General features: G+C 52.7%; 16 protein-coding genes. 15 read left to right on the plus strand and 1 reads right to left on the minus strand.

Annotated features, from left to right (window positions below):
• Positions 1-16: 16 nt before the first annotated feature.
• The 12 genes from QLH52_RS06645 to QLH52_RS06695 all read left to right on the plus strand — a co-directional run bounded on the left by QLH52_RS06645 (position 17) and on the right by QLH52_RS06695 (position 12281).
• Positions 17-781: a DsbC family protein gene (locus QLH52_RS06645; protein WP_319960996.1), complete on the plus strand. Its 765-nt coding sequence runs from the start codon at positions 17-19 to the stop codon at positions 779-781.
• 10 nt (positions 782-791) lie between these two features.
• Positions 792-1346, plus strand: coding sequence for a TraV family lipoprotein (locus tag QLH52_RS06650; RefSeq protein ID WP_319960997.1), 555 nt, complete (start codon positions 792-794; stop codon positions 1344-1346).
• Positions 1347-1459: 113 nt separating this feature from the next.
• Entirely contained in the window at positions 1460-1771 is a 312-nt protein-coding gene (gene traA, locus QLH52_RS06655) for a TraA family conjugative transfer protein (RefSeq protein WP_256360532.1), read from the plus strand.
• Between the two features lie 126 nt (positions 1772-1897).
• Positions 1898-2086 carry an RRXRR domain-containing protein gene (locus QLH52_RS24595; protein ID WP_425257132.1) on the plus strand — a complete coding sequence of 63 codons (189 nt, stop codon included), beginning with the start codon at positions 1898-1900 and terminating at the stop codon, positions 2084-2086.
• A complete protein-coding gene (traC, locus tag QLH52_RS06660; RefSeq protein WP_319960998.1) occupies positions 2079-4478 on the plus strand; it encodes a type IV secretion system protein TraC in 2400 nt (799 codons plus the stop codon). The genes QLH52_RS24595 and traC overlap by 8 nt, the downstream gene beginning before the upstream one ends.
• A complete protein-coding gene (locus tag QLH52_RS06665; RefSeq protein WP_064023752.1) occupies positions 4468-4773 on the plus strand; it encodes a hypothetical protein in 306 nt (101 codons plus the stop codon). The genes traC and QLH52_RS06665 overlap by 11 nt, the downstream gene beginning before the upstream one ends.
• Positions 4760-5287, plus strand: a complete 528-nt coding sequence (locus QLH52_RS06670) for a S26 family signal peptidase (RefSeq protein WP_054759578.1) — start codon at positions 4760-4762, stop codon at positions 5285-5287. The genes QLH52_RS06665 and QLH52_RS06670 overlap by 14 nt, the downstream gene beginning before the upstream one ends.
• Positions 5271-6437: a TrbC family F-type conjugative pilus assembly protein gene (locus QLH52_RS06675; RefSeq protein WP_319960999.1), complete on the plus strand. Its 1167-nt coding sequence runs from the start codon at positions 5271-5273 to the stop codon at positions 6435-6437. Before QLH52_RS06670 ends, QLH52_RS06675 begins: the two co-directional genes overlap by 17 nt.
• Positions 6430-7494, plus strand: a complete 1065-nt coding sequence (locus tag QLH52_RS06680; protein WP_319961000.1) for a TraU family protein — start codon at positions 6430-6432, stop codon at positions 7492-7494. The genes QLH52_RS06675 and QLH52_RS06680 overlap by 8 nt, the downstream gene beginning before the upstream one ends.
• A gap of 1 nt (position 7495) precedes the next feature.
• Positions 7496-10294, plus strand: a complete 2799-nt coding sequence (traN, locus tag QLH52_RS06685) for a conjugal transfer mating pair stabilization protein TraN (RefSeq protein WP_319961001.1) — start codon at positions 7496-7498, stop codon at positions 10292-10294.
• An 11-nt stretch (positions 10295-10305) separates the two neighbouring features.
• Positions 10306-11325 carry a hypothetical protein gene (locus tag QLH52_RS06690; RefSeq protein ID WP_319961002.1) on the plus strand — a complete coding sequence of 340 codons (1020 nt, stop codon included), beginning with the start codon at positions 10306-10308 and terminating at the stop codon, positions 11323-11325.
• A gap of 5 nt (positions 11326-11330) precedes the next feature.
• Positions 11331-12281, plus strand: coding sequence for a S49 family peptidase (locus tag QLH52_RS06695; RefSeq protein ID WP_319961003.1), 951 nt, complete (start codon positions 11331-11333; stop codon positions 12279-12281).
• Between the two features lie 133 nt (positions 12282-12414).
• Here QLH52_RS06695 and QLH52_RS06700 read toward each other — a convergent pair whose 3' ends face one another.
• Complete coding sequence (locus QLH52_RS06700) at positions 12415-12942, minus strand: hypothetical protein (protein WP_319961004.1); 528 nt, start codon at positions 12940-12942, stop codon at positions 12415-12417.
• Positions 12943-13050: 108 nt separating this feature from the next.
• Here QLH52_RS06700 and traF point away from each other — a divergent pair, with 108 nt between their 5' ends.
• The 3 genes from traF to QLH52_RS06715 are packed head-to-tail and all read left to right on the plus strand — an operon-like array spanning position 13051 to position 19154.
• A complete protein-coding gene (gene traF / locus QLH52_RS06705; protein ID WP_319961005.1) occupies positions 13051-13998 on the plus strand; it encodes a conjugal transfer protein TraF in 948 nt (315 codons plus the stop codon).
• Between the two features lie 33 nt (positions 13999-14031).
• The gene (locus tag QLH52_RS06710; RefSeq protein WP_319961006.1) at positions 14032-15480 is read left to right on the plus strand and encodes a conjugal transfer protein TraH; all 1449 of its coding nucleotides are present in this window, start codon (positions 14032-14034) and stop codon (positions 15478-15480) included.
• Positions 15477-19154: a conjugal transfer protein TraG N-terminal domain-containing protein gene (locus tag QLH52_RS06715; protein WP_140911933.1), complete on the plus strand. Its 3678-nt coding sequence runs from the start codon at positions 15477-15479 to the stop codon at positions 19152-19154. Before QLH52_RS06710 ends, QLH52_RS06715 begins: the two co-directional genes overlap by 4 nt.
• Positions 19155-19413 lie beyond the last annotated feature (259 nt).

Below are 19413 nucleotides of genomic sequence, written 5' to 3' on the forward strand. Positions count from 1 at the left end.
AATGAATGGAGACCCCATGAAATTACTCCCTGCAATTTTTCTCTTAGTGGCGTCCAGTCTGGCTCTCGCCGGTCAGCCACCCTTGGCAAGTCCTGAAGTCTCGACACCGACCGAGGCCGCATTGTTTGCGAAAGGCGCCATTAACGCGATGAAGGCTTTACCGATCGATGGTTTCAATATGGTGGAGGCGAGCGGCGAGACCTACTTCATATCCCGCAACGGCCGATTTGCCTTCAAAGGCCAATTAATGGATACCTGGTCGAAAACACCGATTACCCGGATCGAACAAGTCGATTCCGTGATGAATCGGATACCGCTAGCCGACATGAAACTCAACATCGACGAACTCGGCCCGGTGCTGGTGGGCAAGGGCAAAACCCCGGTTGTTGTATTCGTCGATCCGCAATGCCGCTACTGCAAAAAGTTGCAACAGCAGCTGCCGGCACTCGCCGATCGTTACACCTTCAAAATTATCCCGATCGCGGTATTGGGACAGGAGTCGACGATTCTGGTCAACAAAATCGAATGCTTGCTGCAAACCAAGGACAAGGAAAAGGCGACTACCGCACTGCTCAATCAGGAGTACGCCGGGTTGCCGGAACAGCTTCCAGGCAACTGCGACAAGGAGCCCATGCAGAAAGCGGTGATTACTTCGGCCATCTTGGGATTGACCGCGGTGCCGTTTGTAATTGCCCAGGACGGTCGTACCCACAAAGGCGCCCCGGACGATTTAGCCCGTTGGCTGAATAGCGCTCAAAGCGTCTCAACTGCAAAACAATAAGGTGAAACGCATGTTCAGATCAGTTTTGTTAATCGTGTGGGTACCGCTACTCGGTGCTTGTACGCTGATTCCTGATTCGTATGGCTGTAAAGGGATGCCGGATGATCCGATTTGTATGTCCACCGAACGCGCCTATCAAGTCACCGATAATGCGTTGCCTTCCGGTGAGGGAACTGCACCCATCGAAGCGACCAAGCCGCAACCGGTGACCCTGACCGGCAGTGGCCGGGAACAATCGCCAGTGCCGCATATCGAGGATCCCACCCCGATACGCACGCCATCCGAAGTCATGAGAATCTGGATCGCGCCCTGGGAGGACAAAGACGGCGACTTGAACGTATCCGGTTATGTGTTTACCGAGATAGAGCCGAGACGTTGGATGATCGGCAAGAAATCCGTAACGCAAAATCCGCAATTGCGCGCCCTGCAAGTGGAACAACGTGAGCCGCCCAAAAAGGATAAATTCGATCTGGATGGACTGGTGGACGGTAAAAAAATGGGGGGAGGTGGCGGCAAAATGCCGGAAGGATTCGAGTCGCTGTTAAAAGCAAAATCGCCGTTTTAGCAATCGGTTAAACCACCAGAAGGTGAGTCAGGCGTTAGATCGCCAACCGGGCGTTGCCGCGCCCGAGATTTGGGTTTAAAGCCTATTTACTCACTTTTCTGAAAGGTATAACCATGAAACAAATGAAAAATCTGGTACAGATCAAAATGTTGGTCGCCCTTGTCGCCGTGGCGGGAATGTTTCTGTTTTCCTCCGAATCGTTTGCCGGTACCGGTAGTACCGAATTCAACGCCGTGTACACCTTGTTGACCAACTGGATGCAAGGATCGTTGGGCAAATTGATTGCGGCGGCGTTTATCGTCGTCGGGCTGATTGCCGGCGTATTGCGCAATTCCCTGATGGGTTTTGCGGTCGGTGTCGCCGCCGGTCTGGGTTTGTTTACCGCCCCTGGCATCATCAACGCCGTCGTTACCGCGACGTGGTAATCCTATCGATTCCGTAATCGATAGACCGTGATCTGGGTTTGGAATTGCAATCCTTTAAGTGATTGTGATCACACCTTGGATAACGAGGTCCGGCGGGAAACCGCCATCTGACTTTCAGGATGGGTCATGAAAGTGAGTCCTCGGAATAACCAGAATGGCCGGTTAAAGGTCCCGGTTTTTAGCAGCGATGGTACCGAGCTGGTGCCTTGTAATGCGGCAAGAGCCAGAAGGCTTATCAAAAACAAGCAAGCGAAGGTCCGTACCGTTAACCCTTACTCGATAGAGTTAAACAGAAGCGTAAACCCCGATGCCTAAACAAAGTTACCACAGAATCGACAATTTATTCTCCGTGTTGGCGTTCGATCCCGATAACAATCTGTTCTTGGGAGAAGACGCCAGCTTGGGATTCGGTTTTTTGTGCGAGCCGCTCTTCGGAAACGATCCGTCGATCGCGGATCGCATCAACGTCTTGTTGAATCAGGAATGGCCGATCGACACCTTGCTCCAGGTGGGTTTGTGGGCGTCGCCCGATATCGACACGGTGATGGCCACCTTGAAGACGCGCCGAATGGAGCAACGAAATCCGTTGTATCAAGCCTTGGTGGCTTCCAATGTGGACTATCTGCGTGGGGCGACTCAGCATCCGATCGATAAAGCCTTGCCGACACGGGTTAGGCGGTTTCATGTGCTGGTGACTGCAAAGATACCGTTGTCGGGGGCAAAACCCACTCAGAAAGAATTGAGACATGCGTCGGAATTGCTCTTGGCCGCGTTTCAAGCGTTAGCGACGAGTGGATTAAGGCCAAAGACATTGACGGCCGACGTGTATGTACGTCTGTTGAACACGATGTTGAATTGGCACCCCGAAGCCAGCTGGCACGATCTGGTGGTGCCCGAGTGCGATCCGCGTAAATTGATCCGCGAACAATTATTCGATTTCGATAACGAACTGGCGGTCGATCAGACCGGCGTGACTCTTGGCAGCAAACGGGTGAAAACCTTATCGGTCAAACGGCTGCCGGATCAAGTGTATTTTGGCTCGGCCCTGAGCTATTTGGGGGATCTACTGAGCGGAGCCCGTGGTATTCGCGACAATGTGTTGATCTCCGTCACACTGCATTACCCGGATTCTGAAGCCACACGGATGAAATTGGAGACCAAACGTCAATTCACCGCCAATCAGGCGGTGGGACCGCTATTAAATATCGTCCCGCAGTTAGCGATCCGAAAACACAATTTCGACTTACTCTTCGACGCGCTGAACGATGGTGATCGCCCCATCCGCACTTATTTCGGCATGGTGTTGTTCTGCGATCCTCATGAAGAATCCCAAGCCGTGTCCAATGCGCGCACCTATTACCGGGAGCTGGGTTTTCAGCTGCTCGAAGACCGGTATTTTAGTTTGCCATATTTTCTGAATTGCCTGCCATTGGGCGCGGAACTCAGCCAAGTGCAAGTGAGTAACCGCTATATCACGATGGCAACCCGTCACGCGATTCCGCTGTTGCCGATGTTTGCCGATTGGTCGGGGACTGGTTCGCCGGTACTTAACTTTATTTCGCGCTCAGGACAACTGGTCAATGTCTCGTTATTTGATTCCGGATCGAATTTCAATTGTTGCATCGCCGCGCAATCGGGGTCCGGTAAATCTTTTCTGACCAATGAAATCATCGTCAATTATCTCACCGAAGGGGCGCAGATCTGGGTAATTGACGTCGGCCGCTCCTATCAGAATCTGGCCGACACGCTGGACGGCGAATTCATGGAATTTACGGCGGACAAACAGATTTGCCTGAATCCATTCGAGTTGGTGCAAAACTGGGAAGACGAAGCCGATGTGGTGGCGGGATTGGTTACCGCGATGGCGGCGCCCACCGAAAAACTCAGCGACTTTCAGACCGCCGGATTAAAGCGGATCTTAAAAGGGCTATGGGATGAAATGGCGCAAAAGATGACCGTCGACGATATCGCTCAGCGGTTGCGGGCGGAATCCGACCAAAGACTGAAGGATGTCGGCGAACAGCTTTTTCCCTTCACGTCGACCGGCGAATATGGCCGGTTCTTCAACGGCGTCAACAATGTTCGGTTTCAGAATAGTTTTACCGTGTTGGAGTTGGAGGAATTGAAGGGGCGCAAACACTTACAACAAGTCGTGTTGCTGCAATTGATCTATCAGATCCAACAGGAAATGTATCTCGGAGAGCGCGATCGGCGCAAGATCGTGATCATCGACGAATCCTGGGATTTATTGAGTATGGGGGACGCAGCGACCTTCATTGAACATGGTTATCGACGGTTCCGAAAATACGGAGGTGCCGCGGTGACGATTACCCAGTCGGTCAACGATTTGTATCGCTCGCCGACCGGCCGAGCCATCGTCGAGAACTCGGCCAATATGTATCTGTTAGGTCAAAAACCGGAAGCGATCGACACCATTAAAAACGAGAATCGTCTGCCGCTCTCCGATGGCGGAATCCAATTGCTCAAATCGGTTCACACTATCCCCGGCGTCTACTCGGAAATTTTCTTTATCACCGAATACGGTCAAGGCATCGCCCGTCTGGTGGTCGATCCCTACAAACGCTTGCTGTATTCCACCAAGGCCGAACACGTCAACGCGATCAAAAATCTGAAACGGCAAGGCTATTCGACCGATGCCGCCATCCGCCATTTATTGCTACAACAGGAAACACGCCATGTCGCTTAAATCATTGATTGCCGTTGTTTTGGCCACCATTGCCGTCAGTGTGTCGTCCAGCTATTGGCTGGTAAGGCATTCGCTATCGACCGAGTTGGAAAAACTGAACTTATTGACGCCGGTGTTCGTGATAGACCGGACCGGGTGGACCCGAAATCTGTCGAAAGACGCCAGTCAAGATGCCATCAAGCAGGCCATGAATGAATGGCAGGCCAAAATCTCGCATTTGGTGGATTCCGGTTTCGTGGTGGTCGATGCGAACATGGTGGTCGGTGCACCGGAGGATGTCTATGTCGGTGAGTAACCCCCTCGATCAAAAAGTATTTTGGTTTAAAAAAGCCCTCCCGACGCTGATCGCGATTGTGATTGGCGGTGCTTATCTCGAAAATCGGTTTCGCATTGGTATCGACGATCAGAAAGATCGGTGTTTGCCCGGCAATCACCGCTGGTTCGTGGTCGACACCTACGCCAAAGACATTCGCCGAGACGATCTGGTGGCGTTTGCCGCGGATCAACGTATGGCCATGGCGCCCTGGTTTTCGTTTACCCACATCGTGATCAAGATCGCGACCGGTGTGGGTGGCGACACCGTAACGGTCGATACTCAAACCGCGCGAGTGAACGGTAGCGTGGTCTCCGAAGGGTTGGCGTTGGCGGGTAAATTAAAGCAACCGGCCGCCGCGTTTATTCGGACCGAGATTGTCACAGACGGCGAATTGTGGGTGACAGGCACAACCGAGAATAGCTTCGACTCCCGCTATTGGGGCGTGGTGCATCCCGATCAGATTATAGGCAAAGTCTATGCGTTGCCATTTTAAGCCCATAGCGGTGGCGGCGGTATTGATCGGTGGGTCGGTACCAATGGCCGGCGCCGATACCGATTGGTTGGAGCGTTCGAAGGCGTTGATGCAGCACGCTCAACAAGGACCGCGTCCGTCCTGGTTGGATGCCAATCCGCACGCCGCGAATGCCAAGGCGCTGGCCTTGGAAACCTTAAAGCATGCGCCTTCACCGCAACCCTTCGCCAAGCCGAAGCGTGATCAACGCCGGCATTATGTCCTGTACGCTTCGACGTCCTTGGGTCGGACCGGCCTGCTCAATCTATTCGAAGCGGCCGCCGGCCGAGACGATGTGTTAGTGGTTTTCAGGGGTATTCGCGACGGTCAGCGGGTGCAGGAATTTATTCGCGAAATTCATGGTTTGGCGCAAACGCTGGATGCTCAGAGGGTTCCGTCTATCGAACTGGATCCGACCCGTTTTCAGAATGCCCACATTCAGGTGGTGCCGAGTTTGACGGTGGAGGAGGGCGACCGTGTTCTGGCCAAGGTGGAAGGGGTTACCGATATCGCCTGGTTGGAGGCACAGTTAAAATCGCGTCCGGAACCGGATGATCGAGTCGTGGATCTGGGCGTACACGGCGATACTCAGGCTATCGCCGAGCTGGACTTGATCGAGGTTATGAAGACGCGAATGGCCGGCATCGATTGGACCGCCAAGAAACGTGAAGCACAGGCCCATTTCTGGCAAAAAGCCGAACTATTATCGCTCGCAGCGGCACAGCAAGATCGCGAGCGGTTGATTGATATCACCGTGACAGCGCCAAGAGACATCGTCACCCCGGCAGGACAGATCATCGTCCGACAAGGGCAGCGCATCAATCCGCTGAGTCAACTGCCTTTTACCCAGCGCCTGGTGGTCTTCGATGCCACGCAACCCGATCAAGTCGCGACGGCTGAGCGCGAGGGGAAGGCGATGACAGGTCGTCCGGTGACGTATTTGATTACCGGTCTGGAACGGGACAAAGGATGGCAGGCGTTCAATGCGCTCGAAGAACGGTTGGGACAATCGGTGTTCTTACTCACCGCCGACGTGCGGCAACGTTTTAATCTCGAAGCGGTTCCCAGCGTCGTCGAACAAGACGGCATGCACATCAAAGTCAGAGAAATCGCGGTGGCAGGCCATGACTAAACCAGCGACGTGGTTGCAACTTGTATTGCTGTGTGCGTGTTTGTGTTCTGGCCAGTCACGTGCTGCGGACGCCCTATGTCCGGACGCGGAACTCTGGTCAGGGAAATTGATTACCGATATTTGCTGGGGATGTTTGTTTCCGATTCGGCTGGCCGGCGGTGTGCTGGATTTTCGCGCGCCGCAATCAAAAGGTAGCGGCGATTCATCCGTGGGCGACGATTTGGTTCCGTCGTCCGCCGCCAGTAATGTCTACTGCGTTTGCGACGGCAAAGAGCTTATCCCGGAAGTGGGTATGACCATGGGCTATTGGGGTCCGGCCAGGGTCGTGGAGTTGGTGCCGAATCCTTGGTGCGCGCCGACGCTCGGCGGCACAAAAATCAATCAGTCGAATGTGCGATTGTGGGGTGGTTCGTCGCCTGTTGTATACGACACTGATGAAATAGTCTTCCTCAATTATCACTATTACGCATTCCCGATATACGTCATGCTCGATCTATTCTGGGAAGATCGGTGCTTTGCCGACGGATACAAAGATTTCGATTTGCTGTATGTCTCGGAACTGGATCCGACCTGGAACAATGATGAATTGGCATTCTTCACTAATCCGGAGGTCGTATTATTTGCCAATCCAGTGGCATTGGCGGCGTGTTCGTTCGATGCTATTGCGGCGTCCGCCGGCCGGCCGATTGACGAAATGTTCTGGTGCGCCGGGGCCTGGGGTGGCATCTATCCGTTGTCCGGTCACGCCCATCCCGGTGAAGGCATTGCGCCGCGTCAAAGCAGTTTATTGATGACAAGAGCTACGGCCGCACTGCATCGGCGCGGCCTGGCCCATAGAACCGTTGGCGATGATCACGTCTGCGGCGGGACGATTTCCCCGTTTATTTCGAAATCCCAATACGCTACCACCATGTTTTACCCAGTGGCCGATACCCAGAGCAAACATGCGATTGGCGAAAGTGATTTGCTATGGGGAGCAGGCCATTCTTATCCCGGTTCCGGCGAATACCACGTCTACATATTGTGGCGATGGACTGACTGTTGCATAGGATTTTAAGATGGCTATCGAATTTTCCGAGCGCACATCTACCCGAGCCATTTGCCATTTCTTGATGGTGTTGTTGATTTGGGTGCCGCCCCATGCGGTGGTCGCTGACACTATGAGCGAATCAGCCAAAATTGGACAACAAACCGGTGAAAGCGCCGTCAGCGGGTTTGTAATGCCGACACTCAGCGCCGATCAAAAAAGCTTGGTCCTTTTTCCCAATACCGGTAAGGACGTATCGGTCCCAATCAGCGAATTGTATCCGGATTCAGAAACGGGTAACGCCACGACCTTCACCCAGTTGTACGGCAAAAACGCAGCGACCATCAAAGCCGGCAACGACATGCAAACGAGCATGGAAAGCCAAACTAGCCATACCGGCGAAGCGTACCGGACTCTAATCAAGTCGGCGAATCGGGCGCATCCCAATCTATTCGATGATCCCATCTGGGGAACGACGGATTATGTCATGCAGAACCATGATCTGTTCTCGCAATATTTCACCGACTGTAATAAGGAGGTCAATGCGACACTCACCCCCGGTAAAGGCACGCAACCGGATTACAAAACCTGTCGGCGTAACCCTCCCATTACCAATACCTGCGTCGCCAGTCATGATGTACTGCTAGAGCCGGTCATTCTACCGGCCCAAGGCGAAACCAAAATTGCATCCTGTGGGGACGGATGCGTGGATCTTTGGGTGGGCATTGTGGGTGACAACTACTGGTGCGACGGCGGCTGCGCCCATCCCACTGTGTCCAGCCAATACATCGTGAAGCATCCGGAAGCGATCATTTCCGCGACCATCCTGTATGCCCAATGGGATGACTATATGCGGGTTCATATCAATGACCAGCTGGTCTGGACGGGTTACAACGGCTGGGCACCGTCGCCCAAGTGCGAAATGTCGACCAGTTGGCAGGCCTATCCCAACATCAATGTGACAGAACCTTTTGTCAACGCCCGGAAGAATTCCATCCTGAAATTCAATGCGGAGGCGTTGGTCTCAGGATGCGGCGAAGCCTTTGCGCAAATCCGACTGAAATACGATCCGCTGAAAATTATTATTCGGGACGAATGGACCATGAACGACAAGTCCTGCCAGAACCTAATTAAGGCGGCGGACGACGGAATTTGCAAAAACGTGAAAACCACATGTGATATCAACGCCGGGATCAAGATCGGCGACAAATATTGCATGGCCATCACCACTTCGGTGGGGCAAATGTGGGTGTGCGAACCGAATTTCAAAGACGCACCTTTCAAAAATATTCCGGAAACCTGCACCAAAGCGACCATGACCGCGACGTGCAATTCCAACGATATTCCGTGTTGGACAAAGCCGGACGGAACTAAACAGTGCGTCAGCGATATTGAAGCTCAGGTGCCGGAGACCTGCGCAACCCTGGAAGCGCGCGGCTGTGCCTTCGTCCGATCCGAGTGCGTCGACGGGACGATTGGCGCTAGCGGAAAGTGCTGGCTGTATCAGGATACCTATGATTGCGGAAAGGAATTCGGCGTGATAAAGGCGACGGCGTCCGTGAAACCGGACTGCGGCGAAACGGTACGCTGTATGGGCGAAGATTGTGTTGATATTACCCGCACACAAAGCCAGGAGTTTACCAATGCCTTGGCCGCGTTGAATTCGGCACAACAAGCGGCGATGGATAAAACCTGTAGCGATCCGAAAGATGTGACCACCTGCAAGGTCTTCGAGGGCAAGGGAGGGTCATGCAAAGTAGTCAATCTGACCAGTGAAATCGATTGCTGTAAATCGCCGACCTCCATCGGCATCGGCGAGTACATCGATCTGATGTACAAGGTCAGTAAAACCCACAACATTGTCATGCGCTTGGATAAAACCAACCCGATTCGCGGGGCATGGCAAACCTTAAGCGACCCTTTGATCGATGCTGGCGAGACTGTTTACACTCCTATTAAAACGGCCTGGGATAATGTGTTGCTTGAGCTCGATTCTGTCGTCGATAACATTGGCTCCGAGTGCACGGCCAGCTTTACCAAAACCGCGTATTTGGATGTGGTCAGTTCATTGCGGAATATGGCTATGGAAAAAATGGTTTCCTGGACTGCTGATATTTTTGGTCCACAAGCAGCGAATGCGCTATTTAGTGTGGCAGGTAGTCAAGGGGCTTCCTCCGCAGTAGATGCGGCCGGTAATTTACAAGGTACCGGTGCTGAACTCCAGTTGGGGGGAGGGGCGGCTTATATCGGGACGATGCTCAACGTCATCATGATCGCCTATGCCATCTATCAAATTCTGAACATGGTCGTGCAAATGATCTACAAGTGCGAGCAGAAAGAATACGAATTGATGGCCAAAAACGCCGTGAAAGCCTGTAGTTTTGTCGGACAGTACTGCGGCTCCAAGATACTGGGGATGTGCGTTCAACAGAACTACGCCTATTGTTGTTTCAACTCACCGTTGGCCAGAATACTGCAGGAACAAATCCGGCCGCAATTAGGCAAGGACTTCGGACCGCCTAAGTCGCCCCAGTGCGAAGGCATTGCAATCAGCGAACTGCAAAAAGTCGACTGGAGCAAGGTTCATCTGGACGAATGGATTGGTATTCTCACCAGTACCGGGCGATTACCGACGGCGCTAACCCCGGAAAAACTCAATTTGGACGTGTTGACCGGCGCCAGTTCCGATTTGAATTATAAGGGCGACCGTCGCAATACGGCGGACCGTAATATTCTGCGGTTGCAAGGCATCGACATGAACCAGACCCGGCAAGACGCGGAGGAGCAAGGCTGGTCTATGGGGCCAGGTCTCGCTCCATCTAAACCTTAAGGAAAACTGCCATGACATCAACCATCGTTCGCTCGCTAGCCGCCGCCATCGTGTTGTCCTTGACGGCGTGCGCTCCGGCCTCCCGGCCCATTGCGATTTCGGAGGCACACCGTAAAGTGCTGCCGACCGAGGAAGCGCATCAAATTTCGTTTTTAATTCGCGATGTACTCGGTAGCCGGAGTAAAAGGCAAGATGTTCAGGATTTAATGTATCAGCAATTCCAGGCCAAGCAGTTTAAGGCCCGTAAAGAGGCAATGGCTGCGATGCCAGCCGGTGCGACCAGTCCGATACGGAATATGGCCGAAGACGCCAGTTTCGTCGGGGCGGTGGCCACTGGCGCACCGTTGTCCCCGGCCGGAATGGACGTCAGCACGGGCATCGGCATGGCGGGATTGGCACTGAGCCTGTTAACACCCTCTGCAAAGCCGGCCGACTTGTACAAAGTGTATGGCCGCTTGTATATGGACGAGAGCTATGCCAATTCACTCAGCATCCCGGGCACTGCTCGCTTGGATATGATTCGCCGCTTCGAAACCGCTGTGCGGCAAGCCGGATTGACGGCGACGTGCCAGGATAACTGCGGTGATGAAAAAAACGTACGCTGGCGGGTGTATAGCCTGACGGGTGGCGGCGAACCGTTGTGGGCTGTGTTGCGTCTCGCCGATATGGAGCCGGCGCCCCGCGATCCGGCGCGCGACGAAATCTTAGGTTACCCGGTAATTTTGCAAAGTGCCACGGACAAAGACGATAGCGTGGCCACCGCCCACAGCCTGGTAATCCGCCGGGCGCCACCGGTACCGGCCACCTTCGATCCCGCGAATCAGTTTCAGGATGCGGGACAAACCGCGTGGGATAACCCGAAAGCTCGTCAAGTCTTGCGCGGCATGACGGCCGACGGCCATTGGTTATTCGCTTGGTGTCTCAGTGAAGGACAACACCTCGCAGCCTGGAAAGGGCGATTATTCGCGATATCGCAGCCGAGCTATTGGGTGGATATCCGAAATTCCATTGACTATGAAATTCTGGAGTGAAAACAATGACCGAAAACTCGACTACCGTAAACGCCTTGCTAGAAATCGTCAAAAGCAACGCGGATGTCATGCGCAAAACCCAGCGCATCAATACCGCATTTAGAACGCTATCGCTATTGGCAGTATTGAGTTTTTTAGGACTGTCCGTCTACTCCAATTGGTCGTCTCTGACTAACCGGAATCAACCCCATGTCGCGATGGTGCGTATTAGCGGCGAAATCGCCCCGGACGGCCAAACCAATGCCGATAGCGTGATTGCCAGCTTGCGCACCGCCTTCGATCAGAATCAGGCGAAAGCTGTGATGCTGGAAATTAATAGTCCCGGCGGGACGCCGGTACAAGCCGGCATGATCTTCGATGAAGTGCTACGCCTGAAAACAAAATTTCCGGATAAGAAAGTAGTGTCCGTGATCAGCGACCTTGGCGCCTCCGGCGGATACTACGTAGCAGTGGCCGGCGATGAAATCTATGCCAATCGGGCCAGTATGGTCGGATCGATCGGCGTCCGAATGGACTCGTTCGGATTTACCGGCATCATGCAAAAGCTGGGCGTTGAGCGCCGATTGTATACGGCTGGAAAATTCAAGGGCGTCGGCGATATGTTCTCCGACCCCGAACCCGAAGCCGTCGAACAGCTGCAAACCATGTTGTCTCACGTACACCACCAATTCATCGAGGTGGTGAAAACGCACCGCGGGAATCGGTTGAAAGACGATCCGAATCTCTTTACGGGAATGGTCTGGAGCGGAGAAGACGCGTTAGGACTTGGCTTGGTCGACGGTATGGGCGATCGCCGCAGCGTGGCGGAACAAATCCTGAAGTTCCAGAAAATCGTCGATTACACTCAGCCGGCCGATGTGTTCAGTAAATTGAGCCAGATTCAGGCCGCCGCGAGTTCGGCGATATCCACCGTGATGGGTCTGGTGTCAATGCTTGCCGCTGTGCCTATGACCTAGGGGATGACAGAGAGATTGCCCAAATATTACACAGTTTTCTAACTGGTTGAATTGTGGGGGCGTTTGCCGATGATTGACTGATTTGTCACAAGCTTGTCCACAGATTTTGTGGATAAGTCGGTGATTGCCGCGCTTAATTGATGTCGGATCGGCCTTTTGGGCTCACCACGTCGAATGCCGTCGGAGCGCGTAACTCTAAGCGGCTGAGGCCGTTCCGGAGCAATTCGTTACGCCATTCGAGGAGTTTTTCGGCCAGCTTGAACAGGCGCATTTCATCCAATTCGGTTTGTCCGGGTGAGCTTTGGGGCTGAGCAGGAATCGCGCCTAATTCGGCGTCGACGTCTCTTACTGCCAGAGCATGGGCGAGTTTCAACCAGAATTGATCCTCATTTAACGACTCGCTGAAGATTTTGTAAATGAGTTTTGATTCTAAGGAGTCGGACACCATTCGGTGAGGGAGTCCGGGGATATCGACGACCAAATCGGCACATTGGAACCGTTCGGCGTAGCTCAAAAGTTTTTCGATCAGCGCGCGATAAGGCTCGGTGGACTTGAGGTTCTTCCGTTCTGCACTGAGCACGCACCTGTCAGCCAAGAACAAAAACTCCAGTAATAACCTGTATTCATCTTTCGAAATAGAAATTTCCATGTCATCGATCATCAAGGTACTCGTTGAAAAGGGATTGAAACGGCCAGGGGGCCTGAGTAGGTGAATTTCAGAGGCATTTAGCCAGCGGGTTTGAATTTTTAAAAACGAGATAATGAAACCATGAATCCATGTCTGCTCCTATTGCTGTGCCTGCTGCTCCCGTTGACGGCTCGATCCGATGAGGGAGAGCCGTCTTTTTTTCTGGACAAACAGCGGGGATGGTTTTGGCGTGAAACAACTCCTGACACTAGTATAGAGCAAACTCCCAGTCCGCCTCAGACAGAGGAAAAGATTTCATCAAATCCTAATCCTCCCTCTGAACCCCCTCGGCCGCCTGAATACCTCTCTGCTGAATGGTTTAGAAAAAATCTCGAACACTACAAGGACGCCGCCATCGATAACCCCACTGAAAAGAACGTGGCGGCTTACTACTACTTGCAACGGGTAATGATGGATAAAGCCCAGAAGTTTGCCACTGTGGCGCAACGAGTAGTTATGAGCGATCCGCGGCTGGACGAGAATAACCGGCGGCCGCTGGCCACGTTTGCATCCAATGCCGCCAATCAAATGGCGACACAGGCGAATGAACAGGCCATGTCGACGATATCCAAACAAGCTGGCCTTTTGTTTTTTTTTCGTTCGGATTGCCATTTTTGCGAAGCGCAAGCGCCCTTGTTAACGGTGTTGGAGCAGCGTTTCGGTTTCAAAATTTATCCGGTGTCTTTGGATGGCAAGCCGATGCCGTCGGGATTCTATAAGCAATTCAGATCGGATACTGGACAGGCAAAAGCGTTAGGCGTGATGTCTACTCCTGCTTTGTTCTTAATGAAGCCCCCAAACGAAATCTTGCCGATTGCCCAAGGCGTTGTGTCGCTGGACGATTTGACCTCTAGGGTATTGCTGTCGGCCAAGAATGCCGGGTGGATATCGGACCGGCTGTTTAGCACGGCGCGCGGGGTGACAGATTCAACTTTTTTGATTCCGGAGGCGGGGACATTGACCGAGCCGGTAATGAACGATCCTGGCCGATTGGTTGAGGCATTGCGCGCGCAACCCGTGCTGCCTTAACCGTTTCTATTCAATAGCCTACTAGGAGCTGTTATGGGGCACTTGCGTATTACTCGAATCATCGTTCTGGCGTGGATGCTAGTGCTGCCGGCCAGTGGGTTCGCTGACTTGCAACAGGAAATGGACGCGATGTTCGGCACGATGACCAACGTCACGACGCCAACCGCACACCTAGGCCAGAGGCGAGGGGTCATTACAGGTGGATCCGTAGTCTCCCGTAATAAGATTGTGGAAACTAACTTGGTTTCCTTTCAACCCCCTTCGTTTAGCGCCGGATGCGGTGGTATCGATTTATTCGGTGGCAGCTTTTCTTTCATTAATAAGGACCAGTTCATTACCTTGATGCGCTCTGTCGCTGCCAACGCAACGGGATACGCCTTTCAATTGGCTATCGACGCGATGTGTAATCAGTGCGGAGTTCTTATGTCCGGCCTGCAAAAACGGATCCAGGACCTTAATCAAATGTTCTCGAATTCGTGTCAATTGGCTCAAGGCATTGTGAACGATGCCACCAGCTTGTTACCGGCATCGGTCACCGAGAATATGAAAAAATCGAAAATCTCCTTTTCCAAGGGGGTTACCGATGTCTTCGGGGCGCTGACCAACACTTCGACACAAGGCGACCCGACTAAACAAGTCTCCAACAACGCGCCTACCGAAATGAAGAAGATTATTCAGGGAAACCTGGTGTGGCGAGCTTTAAACGAGAAAAACGCGAAAAACTGGTTCCAATTTGGCGGTTTGGATTTACTCGAAGCGATGATGAGCATCAGCGGCACGGTCATTGTTAATGAGCCCTCGGCGGCCAGCGATGGACAGGGAGATACCAATCCTGTCGTTGTGTTAAACGGCATTATCGGGATGAAAGAGCTGTTAAACGGTTCGGGTAGCGGCAGTTATAGCAAAGTCAAAATCTACGATTGCGATACGACCGAAATCGACGGTTGTTTGAATCCTGTCATTAAAGACGTGACCTTAGTCGGGCTGCGTAAACGAGTGTCCGACTTGTTGATTGGTAATAGCGTCAAACCGGGTTTGGTTTACAAGTTCGGCACCAATACCGGCGAATTAACGCCCGATGAAATGGCATTTATGGAGTTGGTACCGGGGGCCGTCGCCGCGATGATCCGGAACATGGCCAGACAGGATTACGGTATGGCCAGATTGTTTGCGGAAGATGCGGCGCCAGCAATCGCGCTGGAGTTAGCACAAGCGATGGTCCAGAACTTATACGATGCCGCCCGCTATGCTTCCTCACTTGAAGATAGCGCGTACGCCGCGAAATTGGCCGATACCTTAAGCGTGGCTAGGCAACAAATCGAAGACGATTCCACTGAATTGGCGATGCGATACGGCAATATCAAAGCCGTGGTCGATTTTTATTCGAACATCATGAAAGCCACTCCAACCCGTAACTACGCAGCATTCGATCAAACCGGCGCTAGCGCCGCCAATTATCCCACTCAGGAGGAAACCAAGTGATTTACGAAATATTTTCGATTGGAGACTCCCAGTTCCTCGCAGCGATACTGAATGCGATCGCCATGATTTCTTTAACCGACGATTACAAAGGAGCTGCTGCAGTCGGCGCATCACTGGGAGTGACGATGGTGATGCTGCGAGGTTTGACCCAATTCAATGCGAGTGGCATTCGCTATCAGGATGTCTTTGCCTCTATGCTGATTTATACCGCGCTCTTTGCGCCGGGTGTAGTCGTCAAGGTTGAAGACGCCTATTCTGGTAACGTGGTTGTGGTCAACAATGTGCCGTTTGGGCCGGCGGTAGCGGGTTCCATCCTGTCCAATATGGGTTACCGCTTGACGCGTTTGTTCGAGCAAGGATTTTCGGTACCGAGTATGACTGAACACGGGTTCGCGGATCCGCTCAATACCTTAATTGCTGTCCGAAAAAGCCTGTTATCACGGATAACTCTGGGAAAAGCCAATTCACCGAGTGCCAAGGTCGATCTGGAAGCTTCGTTCGTCAATTACGTAAAAGAATGTACGTTAACCGGGGTCGATTTAAATCAGACCACGTTAGACGCGATCATGCGTACGGCGAGCGTGATGACGGCGATACGTTTCAATTCCAAAATCTACACCACAGAAGTCTACTTGGGCGCCGGTCCGACTGTCTTGACCTGTACCGATGCCTATGCGGCGCTGGATGATTACATTACCAAGTATGGCATTACCGGTTTAGAAGACTTACTGCAGCAAACTTTGAATCTCGCAAGGTCGGAGGACGTGTCCACGCGGATCAGTGATGCGTTAACAGCCTTGTCCAATAGCACTATCAGTGCGAACGATTACATGCTGGCGAGCCTGATCGTGCCAATGTTCGAAAAAGGTATCGTCGGGCGCTACGAAGATGGCTTGAAGTGGAACAAAGCGGCCATGGTCCATCAATCTATCCAGCAACGCAACATGCAATGGGCCGCAGAACAGACGCTGTTTACCCGGATCGTCCGGCCGATGATGACCTGGATAGAGGGTCTCAGTTACGCCATTACCCCGCTCATGGTCTTCGCCGTCATGCTGGGGTCTGCCGGGATTTCGATGGTTGGCCAGTACTTCAAAATGCTGTTATGGATCCAACTGTGGATGCCGATCATGGCGGTCATCAATTTGTACATCACCATGTCGGCTCTCGGAAAAATGGACGCCCTGGATGCGCAAGGCTTCAATATTCCCTCGATCGAAGGGATTTACCAAATGGATATGGTGTTGCAAGATTGGGTGGCAATCGGCGGCATGCTGGCGTCTTCAACGCCGGCGATCGCCTTGATGCTGGTCTACGGCGGCTCGGTCACCGCCACGCATTTCATGGGCCGCATGCAGAGTGGAGATTATATCGACGAGCGTGCAGGATCGCCTGCCGTGTTGGCGACGGCCCCGGTGTTTGCCAATCAGTCGGCCTATCAACACTCTCCGCTGAAAGGCACCCACCGAACCGGCGCGGAAAATGTGCTGCCGACCTTCAATGTGTCTCGAGAGGCTTCCGAAGCCGTCTCGTCGTCATCGAACTATATGCGCCAGGCCGGTGCTCAATTTATGAGTTCACTGGCGAATTCGGCGGGCAACAGTTTTGCCTCGAATCGCGACGCCTCGACAGGACAATCATTTTCTCGCCGGCTCAACAGTAGTTCGTCGGAAACCGATAAGCTGATGCGCAGCGAAGGGTCAGGGTACGCACAGCGGTATAGCGATACCGATATGACCTCGGATCAATTTGCCTCGGTGTTGTCAGGCGCCATGGCGCTGGGTGGCAGTGGACTGGAACGAAAAGGTGGCGATGAAGCCGAAGGTAATTCTAAAGGTGGCTCCAAAAAAGACATGCTACAAGCCAATATCAGCGATAGGTTGCAAAGCCAATTCGGCTTAAACAGCCAACGTTCGAACGAAATCGCCAACGATATGGCCACGCGCTTGACCGAAGATGCGGGATTTCAAACGGACTTGGCCCGTAGCGTGGCATCCGATGCGCAGTCCGGTACCCGCGAAGTTGTGTCGCTGGGTCTTAACAACCAAACACTACAAAGTTTGCAATCGTCTGCCAATGATGTGTTGTCCGCTTCGGAAGCCTATAGCGCCACGGCGTCGATGCAAAGCCGCCTCGGCACGAACGCCCAATTCGGCGCATTGGAATCCGGACAGGCGATCAGTACAAAACCCGGTTTAATGAGCCGCCTGAATAATGAGTTAACGCGGTTTGGGTTAAGCGGCGATGCACAGACACTCGCCAGTGACTGGAGATCCTCTGGTTTAATTACCGATAAAAACCAGGCCTACGCGGCGGCCGGCATGTCGTTGTTGACAGGACATTCGCCGGCGAGATTCAGATCTATGAATCCAAGCGAATCGCAACAGGCAAAAACGGCCGGGTTCGAATTGCTGCGCGACTCGTTCGCAGCGAAAACCGGCGAGATAGCCGACCCGAACAAGAACGCGGGTCTTCGAGCCGATGCGCCCAAGCACGGCCAGGCACGTGCGGAATTTGATCGCGCCAGCGTGGTTGACCCACGCGCGGCGGCCGGCAATTTGCCGCATCAGGTGAATGCACGGATGAGCGAAATTGGCCGAGCGGTCGGCGCCGGCGAGGCGAAAGTCAGCGAGTTTCACGATACCGAGAAAAACGAGCTAACCGCCGGAACCCGATCTGAATTTGCAGAAATGGCGGGGACCAAGGCTGACTACTTTGCCAAAGAGATAAACCATCTGGCCAGAGGCGAAAAATCGGCTGGAGAAATGAATTACGATGGTGTAGCTGGGGCGCTGTATAGTACGAGACTGCAATTAGAATCATTGGGAAATGAGGCCTACGGTATTGCAGGTCCATTCTACGATGCAATGTCAAAACATCTTGCGGAGGGTGATGGTTATGCGGATGCGGCACAAAAAGCCTTTAGTGAAGCAGGTGAAGGCGGAAAAAAAGCCGTTGAAGCTTGGAGGAACACAAAGGGCAACGAAGTGGCTAATCAATTAACACCGGCCCAGCTCGAATACTACAAAGCGGCGCTCACGGAAACAGGCATGGGAATAAGGCCAGCTGATTTTGGTTTTGGAGATGGCGCTGGAACCGCAATAGCGCGTGAAAAATTAGTGACCGAACACGGCGAGGGTATCGGCGGCGATATCGCCGAATTGTTGAATCGGGCTGCAACGCAAAATCGACCTGATTTAGTAAGATCGATCGGCAACTATAATAACGCCATAAAAAAAAACAGTGAAGCCGGATCAGTAGATTCACCTACTGATTATCATCCGAAAGCTGATTACGCCGTGCCCAGTCACTTGAAACCAATTTTCGATCGAGTGGAACGTCAATACGGTCTTCCATCGGGTCTATTGGCCCGTATGGGCGAAGTGGAATCGACGTTCGATCCACACGTCGAATCGGAAAAAGGAGCGAAAGGCATTATGCAGTTAATGCCTGAAACTGCAGATAGGTTTGGTGTTACAAACCGCGAAGATCCGGAGCAAGCGATTGACGGGGCGGGGCAGTATATGCGGTTTTTGATTGATCGCTACCACGGTAATTTACAATTAGCAGTGGCGGCTTATAACGCAGGCGAAGGAAATGTTGACAAATATCAAGGCATTCCGCCGTTTAAAGAAACGCAGACGTATGTTAGAAAAGTAATTGGATTATCTTAATGGTAATACGTTGTAATTCATCAAATTCAACCATGATAGGCAACCATCAAGAACAAGAAAACGAAAAAAAGAAGGACGCGGAAAAGCAATCCTAATAAAGTCATATGCTTTTTTGCTTTCCGGAAAACCTGAACGGTCCCACCACATAACCTGCAACTTGAGTGCACAGCGACGCCGTACTCAAAATACACGTACGGCACAATTCTGCGGCGGCAATGCGGGCAAGCAATGCGGCCATCATCGATATGGTTGGGGCGGA

Origin of the sequence: Methylomonas defluvii, assembly GCF_033949435.1 — a bacterium.
In the GTDB taxonomy this organism is placed as follows: Bacteria; Pseudomonadota; Gammaproteobacteria; order Methylococcales; family Methylomonadaceae; genus Methylomonas; species Methylomonas defluvii.

Bases quoted from the DNA above. Each gene is read 5' to 3' on its own strand.
- QLH52_RS06645 (WP_319960996.1), top strand. From the start codon at position 17: ATGAAATTACTCCCTGCAATTTTTCTCTTAGTGGCGTCCAGTCTGGCT.
- QLH52_RS06650 (WP_319960997.1), top strand. From the start codon at position 792: ATGTTCAGATCAGTTTTGTTAATCGTGTGGGTACCGCTACTCGGTGCT.
- traA (WP_256360532.1), top strand. From the start codon at position 1,460: ATGAAACAAATGAAAAATCTGGTACAGATCAAAATGTTGGTCGCCCTT.
- QLH52_RS24595 (WP_425257132.1), top strand. From the start codon at position 1,898: ATGAAAGTGAGTCCTCGGAATAACCAGAATGGCCGGTTAAAGGTCCCG.
- traC (WP_319960998.1), top strand. From the start codon at position 2,079: ATGCCTAAACAAAGTTACCACAGAATCGACAATTTATTCTCCGTGTTG.
- QLH52_RS06665 (WP_064023752.1), top strand. From the start codon at position 4,468: ATGTCGCTTAAATCATTGATTGCCGTTGTTTTGGCCACCATTGCCGTC.
- QLH52_RS06670 (WP_054759578.1), top strand. From the start codon at position 4,760: ATGTCGGTGAGTAACCCCCTCGATCAAAAAGTATTTTGGTTTAAAAAA.
- QLH52_RS06675 (WP_319960999.1), top strand. From the start codon at position 5,271: ATGCGTTGCCATTTTAAGCCCATAGCGGTGGCGGCGGTATTGATCGGT.
- QLH52_RS06680 (WP_319961000.1), top strand. From the start codon at position 6,430: ATGACTAAACCAGCGACGTGGTTGCAACTTGTATTGCTGTGTGCGTGT.
- traN (WP_319961001.1), top strand. From the start codon at position 7,496: ATGGCTATCGAATTTTCCGAGCGCACATCTACCCGAGCCATTTGCCAT.
- QLH52_RS06690 (WP_319961002.1), top strand. From the start codon at position 10,306: ATGACATCAACCATCGTTCGCTCGCTAGCCGCCGCCATCGTGTTGTCC.
- QLH52_RS06695 (WP_319961003.1), top strand. From the start codon at position 11,331: ATGACCGAAAACTCGACTACCGTAAACGCCTTGCTAGAAATCGTCAAA.
- QLH52_RS06700 (WP_319961004.1), bottom strand. From the start codon at position 12,942: ATGATCGATGACATGGAAATTTCTATTTCGAAAGATGAATACAGGTTA.
- traF (WP_319961005.1), top strand. From the start codon at position 13,051: ATGAATCCATGTCTGCTCCTATTGCTGTGCCTGCTGCTCCCGTTGACG.
- QLH52_RS06710 (WP_319961006.1), top strand. From the start codon at position 14,032: ATGGGGCACTTGCGTATTACTCGAATCATCGTTCTGGCGTGGATGCTA.